The organism is Dyella ginsengisoli LA-4, from assembly GCF_000334915.1.
GTDB lineage: Bacteria > Pseudomonadota > Gammaproteobacteria > Xanthomonadales > Rhodanobacteraceae > Dyella_A > Dyella_A ginsengisoli_A.
In genome coordinates this window covers 1-7,499 of record NZ_AMSF01000007.1, presented here as the reverse complement: position 1 = coordinate 7,499, position 7,499 = coordinate 1, and the positions used below count along the sequence as shown (strand labels likewise).

At 65.8% G+C, this 7,499-nt stretch carries 11 protein-coding genes; 5 read left to right on the top strand and 6 right to left on the bottom strand.

The window, feature by feature from the left end:
- From C693_RS20820 to C693_RS0101410, 5 genes are all read left to right on the top strand, one after another.
- On the top strand, window positions 1-1,247 hold a 1,247-nt coding region (locus C693_RS20820; protein WP_017460464.1), incomplete at its 5' end, for a chemotaxis protein CheA.
- Window positions 1,247-1,987: a flagellar motor protein gene (locus C693_RS0101425; protein ID WP_017460463.1), complete on the top strand. Its 741-nt coding sequence runs from the start codon at window positions 1,247-1,249 to the stop codon at window positions 1,985-1,987. The genes C693_RS20820 and C693_RS0101425, both read left to right, overlap by 1 nt.
- Window positions 1,984-2,964: a flagellar motor protein MotD gene (gene motD / locus C693_RS0101420; protein WP_017460462.1), complete on the top strand. Its 981-nt coding sequence runs from the start codon at window positions 1,984-1,986 to the stop codon at window positions 2,962-2,964. Before C693_RS0101425 ends, motD begins: the two co-directional genes overlap by 4 nt.
- A complete protein-coding gene (locus C693_RS0101415) occupies window positions 2,961-3,443 on the top strand; it encodes a chemotaxis protein CheW (RefSeq protein WP_017460461.1) in 483 nt (160 codons plus the stop codon). The genes motD and C693_RS0101415 overlap by 4 nt, the downstream gene beginning before the upstream one ends.
- A 282-nt stretch (window positions 3,444-3,725) precedes the next feature.
- Entirely contained in the window at window positions 3,726-4,379 is a 654-nt protein-coding gene (locus C693_RS0101410) for a peroxiredoxin (protein ID WP_017460460.1), read from the top strand.
- Between the two features lie 66 nt (window positions 4,380-4,445).
- On the opposite strand, the gene C693_RS0101405 is transcribed toward C693_RS0101410, so the two are convergent.
- The 6 genes from C693_RS0101405 to C693_RS24095 all read right to left on the bottom strand — a co-directional run.
- Window positions 4,446-4,802 (bottom strand): CZB domain-containing protein, encoded by a 357-nt coding sequence (locus C693_RS0101405; protein ID WP_017460459.1) that lies wholly within the window; start codon window positions 4,800-4,802, stop codon window positions 4,446-4,448.
- A 411-nt stretch (window positions 4,803-5,213) separates the two neighbouring features.
- Window positions 5,214-5,627, bottom strand: a complete 414-nt coding sequence (locus C693_RS0101400) for a lysozyme inhibitor LprI family protein (protein ID WP_017460458.1) — start codon at window positions 5,625-5,627, stop codon at window positions 5,214-5,216.
- Between the two features lie 65 nt (window positions 5,628-5,692).
- A complete protein-coding gene (locus C693_RS0101395) occupies window positions 5,693-5,983 on the bottom strand; it encodes a hypothetical protein (protein ID WP_157798530.1) in 291 nt (96 codons plus the stop codon).
- Window positions 5,984-6,278: 295 nt separating this feature from the next.
- Window positions 6,279-6,524, bottom strand: coding sequence for a hypothetical protein (locus C693_RS0101390; RefSeq protein WP_017460456.1), 246 nt, complete (start codon window positions 6,522-6,524; stop codon window positions 6,279-6,281).
- A gap of 114 nt (window positions 6,525-6,638) precedes the next feature.
- Entirely contained in the window at window positions 6,639-6,983 is a 345-nt protein-coding gene (locus C693_RS23515) for a hypothetical protein (RefSeq protein WP_157798529.1), read from the bottom strand.
- Between the two features lie 56 nt (window positions 6,984-7,039).
- On the bottom strand, window positions 7,040-7,499 hold a 460-nt coding region (locus C693_RS24095), incomplete at its 5' end, for a hypothetical protein (RefSeq protein ID WP_206740653.1).

Sequence of the window (7,499 nt, the reverse complement as noted above, 5' to 3'; positions counted from 1 at the left end):
CGCCCCCGCCGGCGCCGACTCCCGCACCGGCAGCGCCCGCCGCCGCACCGGCCCGCGCCGCGGCGCCGGCCGCCGAGACCACGGTGCGCGTGGACACCCACCGGCTCGATGCCCTGGTCAACCAGGCCGGCGAGCTGCTGCTGCTGCGCAACCGCCTGCTCACGCTGGCCTCGCGCAACGGCGACAGCACCCTGTCGTCCACCGTGGACGAACTCAACCGCGTCGCCGACGACCTGCAGAACGCCGTGCTCGGCATGCGCATGCAGCCGGTCGGCCGGCTGTTCCAGCGTTTCCCGCGCATCGTCCGCGACCTTGCGCGCCAGCTCGGCAAGGACGTGGACCTGGTCACCGAAGGCGAGGGCACCGACCTGGACCGCAGCCTGGTCGAGGCGCTGGCCGACCCGATGGTGCACCTGATCCGCAACGCGCTCGACCACGGCCTGGAAGGGCCGGAGGACCGCGAGCGCGCCGGCAAGCCGCGGCGCGGCACCGTACGGCTGGGTGCCGCCCAGCGCGGCGAGCGCATCGTCATCTCGGTGAGCGACGACGGCCGCGGCATGAACCCCGACGTGCTCAAGCGCAAGGCGGTGGAGAAGGGCGTCATCGACGAGGCCCAGGCCGCGCGCCTGACCGAGAACGAGTGCTACGAGCTGATCTTCCGCGCCGGCTTCAGCACGGCGGCGACGGTGTCGGACATCTCCGGCCGCGGCGTCGGCATGGACGTGGTCAAGACCCGCATCACCGAACTGGGCGGCACCCTGCAGGTGACCTCGAAGCTCGGCCGCGGCAGCACGCTGGAGCTGGCGGTGCCGCTGACCCTGGCGATCCTGCGGGTGCTGATGGTGCGCGTGGGCGACCGCCTGCTGGCGCTGCCGCTGAGCAACGTGGACGAGGTGTTCGAACTGCGCCCGGGGCAGGACAGCCTGCTCGACGGCCGCATGGTCGCCTCGCATCGCGGGCGTGCGCTGGTGCTGGGCGACCTGTCCGGCTGGGCCGGCGTCACCGGCGCGTCCGGGCGGCACGTGGTGGTGCTGCACATCGGCCATCTGCGCCTGGGCTGCCTGGTGCACGAGGTGCTCGGCCGCGAGGACGTCATGGTCAAGCCGCTCGGCCACCTGTTCGAGGGCGTGGCCGGCGTGGCCGGCGCCACCGTCACCGGCGACGGCCGGCTGGCGCTGGTGCTCGACCTGGCCGGGCTCGCCGACGACAGCGGCGAGCTGCTGCCTTCGATGAGGATGAGCGCCTGATGGATCTGGTCAGCATCATCGGTACGATCCTGGCCTTCGTGGTCGTGGCCGTCGGCACGGTGCTCAAGGGGTCCACCCTGGAGTCGCTGTGGAATCCGGCTGCCTTCCTGATCGTATTCGCCGGCACCTTTGCCGCGCTGATGGTGCAGACCCCGGGCAAGGTGCTCAAGCGTGCTGCGGCGCTGCTGCCGATGGTGTACCGGCCGCCGGTGCATTTTCCGCAGGACCTGATCAGCCAGATCATCGGCTGGAGCGAGATCTCCCGCCGCCAGGGCCTGCTCGGCCTGGAGCCGCAGCTGGGCAGTCTCGAGGACGGCTTCGCCCGCAAGGGCCTGCAACTGCTCATCGACGGCGGCGAACCGGAAGCCATCCGCAGCGTGCTGGAAGTGGAGCTGGGTACGCGCGAACAGAGTGATATCGACGCGGCCAAGGTGTTCGAGAACGCCGGCACCTACTCGCCCACCATGGGCATCATCGGCGCGGTGATGGGCCTGATGGCGGTGATGCAGAACCTGGCCGACCCCAGCAAGCTCGGCCACGGCATCGCCGCGGCGTTCGTCGCCACCATCTACGGCATCGGCCTGGCCAACCTGCTGATGCTGCCGATCGCCTCGCGGCTGAAGGGCACCATCCACAAGCAGAGCGAGATGCGCGAGATCCTCATCGAGGGCCTCGTATCGATCGCCCAGGGCGACAACCCGCGGCAGATCGAGAGCAAGCTGCAGGGCTACCTGCCATGAGGCGCAAACGCCACGAAGAGCACGTGAACCACGAGCGCTGGGCGATCCCCTACGGCGACCTGATCACGCTGCTGCTGGCATTTTTCGTGGTGATGTACGCGATGTCCGCGGTGAACGAGGGCAAGTATCGCGTGCTGTCGCAGTCGATGATGGAGGCCTTCCACGGCTCCAGTCGCGTGATCGCCCCCAGCAACCTTGCGCCCGAGGCGCCGGCCACCGTGGCGCCCGCCGTGGATCCGCAGGCCAGCGGCCACGGTTCGGCGCTCACGCCGATTCCGCTTCCCGGCTCGGCTGCGCAGCCGGCGCATTCGGACGAGCAGAAGAATCTCTCGGCCATCCAGCACAGCGTGGAAGACGCGCTCAAGCCGTTGATCGAGAAGAACCTGGTGGTGCTGCGCCGCGCGCCCAACTGGCTGGAAATCGAGATCCGCACCGACATCCTGTTTCCCAGCGGCGTGGCCCGCATCGCGCCACAGGCGCAGAGCGTGCTCGACAACCTGGGCGGCATCCTCGCGCCGTTTCCCAATCCGCTGCGGATCGAGGGCTACACCGACAACAAGCCGATCAGCACGCCGCAGTTTCCCTCCAACTGGGAGCTTTCCGCGGCCCGCGCGGCCAGCGTGGCGCGGCTGTTCGCCGACCGCGGCGTGGCGCTCGACCGGCTCGGCATCATGGGTTGGGGTGAGGTACGCCCGATCGCCGACAACAGCACCGAGGAAGGTCGCAACCGCAACCGCCGCGTGCTGGTGGTGGTGCTGAGCGATCGTGACGGCCCCAGTCGTTTCACCGACGACGCCAAGGGCCAGTCGGCCGATGCCGCACCGCCTGCCGGTCCGGCCGCTGCCGATGGCCATGTCACCGCGCGCGCTGCCGCAACCGGCGCCTCCGGCCCTGCCGCCGTCGCCCCCACGATCACCGTGCACGGCGACGGCGTTGCGGTGGCCAGCAACCCGCCAAACCGCGAGTCACCCCAATGAACACCGCATCGCCCCGCACCCGCATGCCGCCCGTGGAGGCCACTGACCAGTCATGGCTGGTGTTCGCCCTGGCCGGCCAGCGCTATGCCGCACCGCTGGCCCAGGTGGGCGAAGTCCTGCGCGACGGTGAACTCACGCCCGTGCCCGGCGCAGCACCGGACCTGCTCGGCATCCGCCACCTGCGCGGCCAGATCGTGCCGGTGATGGACGGCCGTCGCCGCCTCGATCTGGCGCAGCAACCACCCGCCGACCCCGCCAGCATCCGCGTGGTCATGCTGCAGGTGGACGGCCAGACGGTCGGCTTCCGGGTGGACGCGATCGGCGAGTTGATTCATCCGGCCGCCGATGCGGTCGAGCCGCCGCCCGCCGGCCGTGGCCAGCGGGCGGGCGATCCGGTCAAGGGCGTGGTGCCGGTCGACGGCGGCTTCGTCGCACTGCTGGATGTCGCCAGGCTGTGCCGGGTGCCCGGCGAGGTATAGCCCACCGAGGGCCGATCGCCGCCGGCGAGCGATGTTCGCCGTTTTGGCCGCGAGACTTCCCCTGCTGCCGGCCGGTGTACACCGTGGCGGAATGTCGCGCACGCCCCCAGGTCCGGGCGGGTCGAGCCGCCCTGCAGCCCGCGCTGGCGCCATCCAGTGGGTCAGCGAAAGAGCATGCCTATCGATCGGATTGTGCTAATCAATTTGTCTCTAATTTAGATGAGTCTAATATTAGTGACGCGCAGGCGGCTGCGCCCATTCCCGACTACGGAGAGCGACCCCATGAGCAACGACATCCAGACCAACACCTTCGGCATGCCACAACTCAACGCGCCGGCACCGGATTTCGAGGCGCGCACCACCCACGGCGTGCGCAAGCTGTCCGACTATGCCGGCAAGTGGCTGGTGCTGTTCTCGCACCCGGCCGACTTCACCCCGGTATGTACCACCGAGTTCATGGCCTTCGCCAAGGCCTATCCGGAGTTCCAGAAGCTCAATTGTGAGCTGCTCGGGCTGTCCATCGACAGTTACTACGCACACGTGGCCTGGGTGCGTAACATCAAAGAGAAGTTCGGCGTCGACATCCCGTTTCCGATCATCGAGGACCTCAAGATGGACGTCGCACGTGCCTACGGCATGATCCACCCGGGAGCCGCCGACACCTCAGCCGTGCGCGCCACCTTCGTCATCGACGACAAGGGTATTCTGCGTGCCATGGTCTATTACCCGATGACCAACGGACGCTCGATTCCGGAGTTCGTGCGCCTGGTGACTGCGCTGCAGACCTCCGATGCCAACCACGTGGCCACGCCGGAGGGCTGGCAGCCCGGCGACAAGGTGATCGTGCCGCCGCCGCAGACGGTCGAGGCCGCTGAAGCGCGCAAGGGCGAGGGTTACGAGTACGTCGACTGGTACTTCAGCAAGAAGGCGCTTTGATTCCGGACTGCTGCCTGCCGTCCGCACACGCCGGGAGGGTCTGCCCTCCCGGCCGCATCGCCGGCTTTACAGGCCGGCTTCCTTCTTCAGCGTGCGGATCGCCACGCCCACCGCGCTGGACGCCGCCTGATAAGGCGTGCCGAAGCCAAGCAGCGCCTCGGCCTGGCTGAATTGTCCTGCATTGATCATCGCGGCGATCTTGCCGACCTCGCGATGGAAGCTGGCGTGTTGGCTCACGCAACCACCGAAGCTTGGCAGCGCCCCAAAGGAGGCCTTGCCCTCGCCATGCAGCCACTTGCCGAGCTCGCAACAATTGTCCTTGGCGGCACTGGAAGCATCGACCGTCTCCTGGTTGGTGATGGCGCTGCGCAGCTTCACCTTCCAGCTCGAGTGACGTTCGATCGCGGAATTCAGGTCGATCATGGTCTTGCCCCTGTGTAGGTTGTTGCAATCGGTTGCATCAACAAGTTTCGGCGGGCAGCTCCGGGACTTGATAGCTTCCGTTGTGGCGGGATGACGCATGTGCAGGAAATCGGCATCGTGCCGTGACCCGGGTCGCAGCTCGTGCCGAGCTCGCAACGGGTGAACGTTGGACCCCGCACGCCGGTCAGTCCGATGAATGAATGAGGTCGCCGGGGGCGGTTTATACCCTGGGCCGGGCCGGCAGCATCGGCTCCACAAGACCGTTTACGACCGAAGGAAGTCCCGTTCTCGGGGCGGAAACGCAGTCTGGCCTCCGTTATCACCGCACCGCTTCGAACCGCTTCACGCGTTACCGGAGGACAACATGATGATTGGCAGTGGCCCACCCCCGCAGGCGGGGGCGGTGGGCAACTACCGCGGCGGTTCGGGCAGCAACGGAGGCGTGGAATCCTGGTAAGTGAGATAGGCCTGCCACACCTCGTGTGTGCGCTGCCGCGTAAGCCGGAGCATGCACTCGGCACTGGCGATCGTCCGGTAGGTGCCCTGGGCCCAATACTCGAAGACGTCTCCGCACTCGATCTTGCGATAGTGCACCCATGCCGTCTGCGCGGCGCCGAGGTTCGGCCGGGAGCCGAAGTCCCTGTCTATCCGCGCCTGCGCTGCAGCCAGATATCTGGCCAGCATGGCATTGGCCGCATCGAGCTTCTTTCCCATGCATGCCTGCATTTCCGGCGTGCTGCCGTTGCATGGCGGGGACGAGGCTTGCGCCAGGCCCGCCGAGAACAGGCCCGAAGCAACCAGAAGGGCACTTTGCAGGATACGCATGGGGTTCCCCGATGACCTTGTGCAGGATCAGCACGACGCGTGCGCGTGGATGCGCCGCGGGCCTTCTACTCGACCACCAGCTCGCTGGCGTCAGTGATGTTGACGTGCGTCTGGTAGTAGTACTTGTCCGTCATTTCCCCGTCGACGAAGAAGTAGATCTTCGTGCGGATCGCGGACCCCGTGACCAGGATGTTCCGGCCCTTGAGGGCAACCAGCGGGTCGGCGCCGAGACGCTTCCACAACTGGTCGAGGGTGCGCGGACCGAGCGCGACCGTGAGGTTTCGCTGGTCACGGTAGTCCAGCTCAGAGTTGAGGAAAGTGCTGTTGCCCTGGACACCCGTGGACTGGACCCTCATGGCGAAGGTGCCATGAACGCTGCGAGGGGCCGCATCCGCCGCCAGAAGGATCGCCTGCACAGGAGTGATCCATGTCCTCGAGGCCTGGTTCGCCACTGGTTGCGGCGCTGAGGCGCAGCCGGAAAGGGCGCCCAGCCCGAGCGCGAGAGGGAGCAGAAGCTTTTTCACCTGGAGAGTCCTTTCATTTGTTGGCCGCCGCTCGATTGGAGCATGGGCGTAAGGCATGGATATGTCTGTGGGTCTGGGCGGGGCTTCTTCCACGTGTCCATGGCGACGGGGTAGTGCCCGGCAATGGCTAGTTGCGGTATGAGCGCCACGCAAGCCAGCAAAAGCCAATGAACCCGGCGATGTACGTGAAGAGCATGAAACCAAACTGCGAGGGATGCGCGGTGCGGGAGTAATGGGTGTCGGTGACCCACCAAGCGAGGCTTGGGCCTGGAGTTGCACCGGACTTCAGTGACGCGATGATCAGCGCGCCACTGGAGATTGCGCCGAGCACGCCGATCACAACCAGGAACCATCGCTTTATTGGGTCGTTCATTTCCGCCGCCTTCCTTGTTCTTGACCCCTAACGCTGGGGTCAGGCGGCGCGCTTTAGTGCGTCCGCTTGAACGACTCAGTGAATTACTCGGTGTGTCGCACTTCGAGTGTTAATTCACCCTCCAACTGTAGGGCCCCAGCCGCAATGCCGGCAACGATTGCCAGCCTCAAGTTGCTTGAAGGCCTGCTTCTTAGGCACCCGCTTGCCGTTCTTAAAGCGGTTGAGCCGGCCACCACAAGCTGGGCACTTCACAAGGTTGTAGAACGCATAGCCAGCGTAAAGGGTCATGATGAAGGACAGGATCAGCCCGGCGCCAAAACCGAGACCCATCCAGGCTTTGTTCCAAGAGGCAATGGCAAAGCTCGCCGCAACGCCAACAAGAAGCGTATATCCCGATGCGATCTCAAGGGCGACAATCCACTGGGTTTTGGTCGCTTCAAGTAGCGCGTAACGCTTCATTTGCCGCCCAACGCTGGAGTTAAGCGGCGGCGGAGCCGTCCGCCTCGAACGAGTTGTTAGGCCTCGACGAATTTGCCGCCCGAAGCGAGGTGGCGAACAAGTGACATTGCAAGAAAGCCATAAACTGTCTCGGGTGGTGAGTCGTTAGGCACGTAACAAATATGTGTAGCTGAGTACGAAGTACCGAGCTCTTGGTTGACCGCTGCAAGGCCTTCTATAACGGCTGCCAAAACCTTGCTGAGATCGAGAGCCTCACGATTGAGGGAGCGGCGCGCAGGCAAACACTCCACGACTGGAGATGCCACTACGTTAGTGCTGAGGCGCAGCTGCAGCAGATTGTCATGCGAGCCTGTGATGCGAGCAACGCTGAGAAGATCACCTTTGCGAACAAACTGCATATGAGGCCTAACGCTGGAGTTAAGCGGCGCGCGGTACGCGCGTCCGCCTTGAACGAGTAAAAAGAGACTTCCTCCCCTTTCGGCCTCGAGGGCCATGATGGTGTTGCGACACAACCGT

Bases quoted from the DNA above. Each gene is read 5' to 3' on its own strand.
- C693_RS0101425 (WP_017460463.1), top strand. From the start codon at position 1,247: ATGGATCTGGTCAGCATCATCGGTACGATCCTGGCCTTCGTGGTCGTG.
- motD (WP_017460462.1), top strand. From the start codon at position 1,984: ATGAGGCGCAAACGCCACGAAGAGCACGTGAACCACGAGCGCTGGGCG.
- C693_RS0101415 (WP_017460461.1), top strand. From the start codon at position 2,961: ATGAACACCGCATCGCCCCGCACCCGCATGCCGCCCGTGGAGGCCACT.
- C693_RS0101410 (WP_017460460.1), top strand. From the start codon at position 3,726: ATGAGCAACGACATCCAGACCAACACCTTCGGCATGCCACAACTCAAC.
- C693_RS0101405 (WP_017460459.1), bottom strand. From the start codon at position 4,802: ATGATCGACCTGAATTCCGCGATCGAACGTCACTCGAGCTGGAAGGTG.
- C693_RS0101400 (WP_017460458.1), bottom strand. From the start codon at position 5,627: ATGCGTATCCTGCAAAGTGCCCTTCTGGTTGCTTCGGGCCTGTTCTCG.
- C693_RS0101395 (WP_157798530.1), bottom strand. From the start codon at position 5,983: ATGAGGGTCCAGTCCACGGGTGTCCAGGGCAACAGCACTTTCCTCAAC.
- C693_RS0101390 (WP_017460456.1), bottom strand. From the start codon at position 6,524: ATGAACGACCCAATAAAGCGATGGTTCCTGGTTGTGATCGGCGTGCTC.
- C693_RS23515 (WP_157798529.1), bottom strand. From the start codon at position 6,983: ATGAAGCGTTACGCGCTACTTGAAGCGACCAAAACCCAGTGGATTGTC.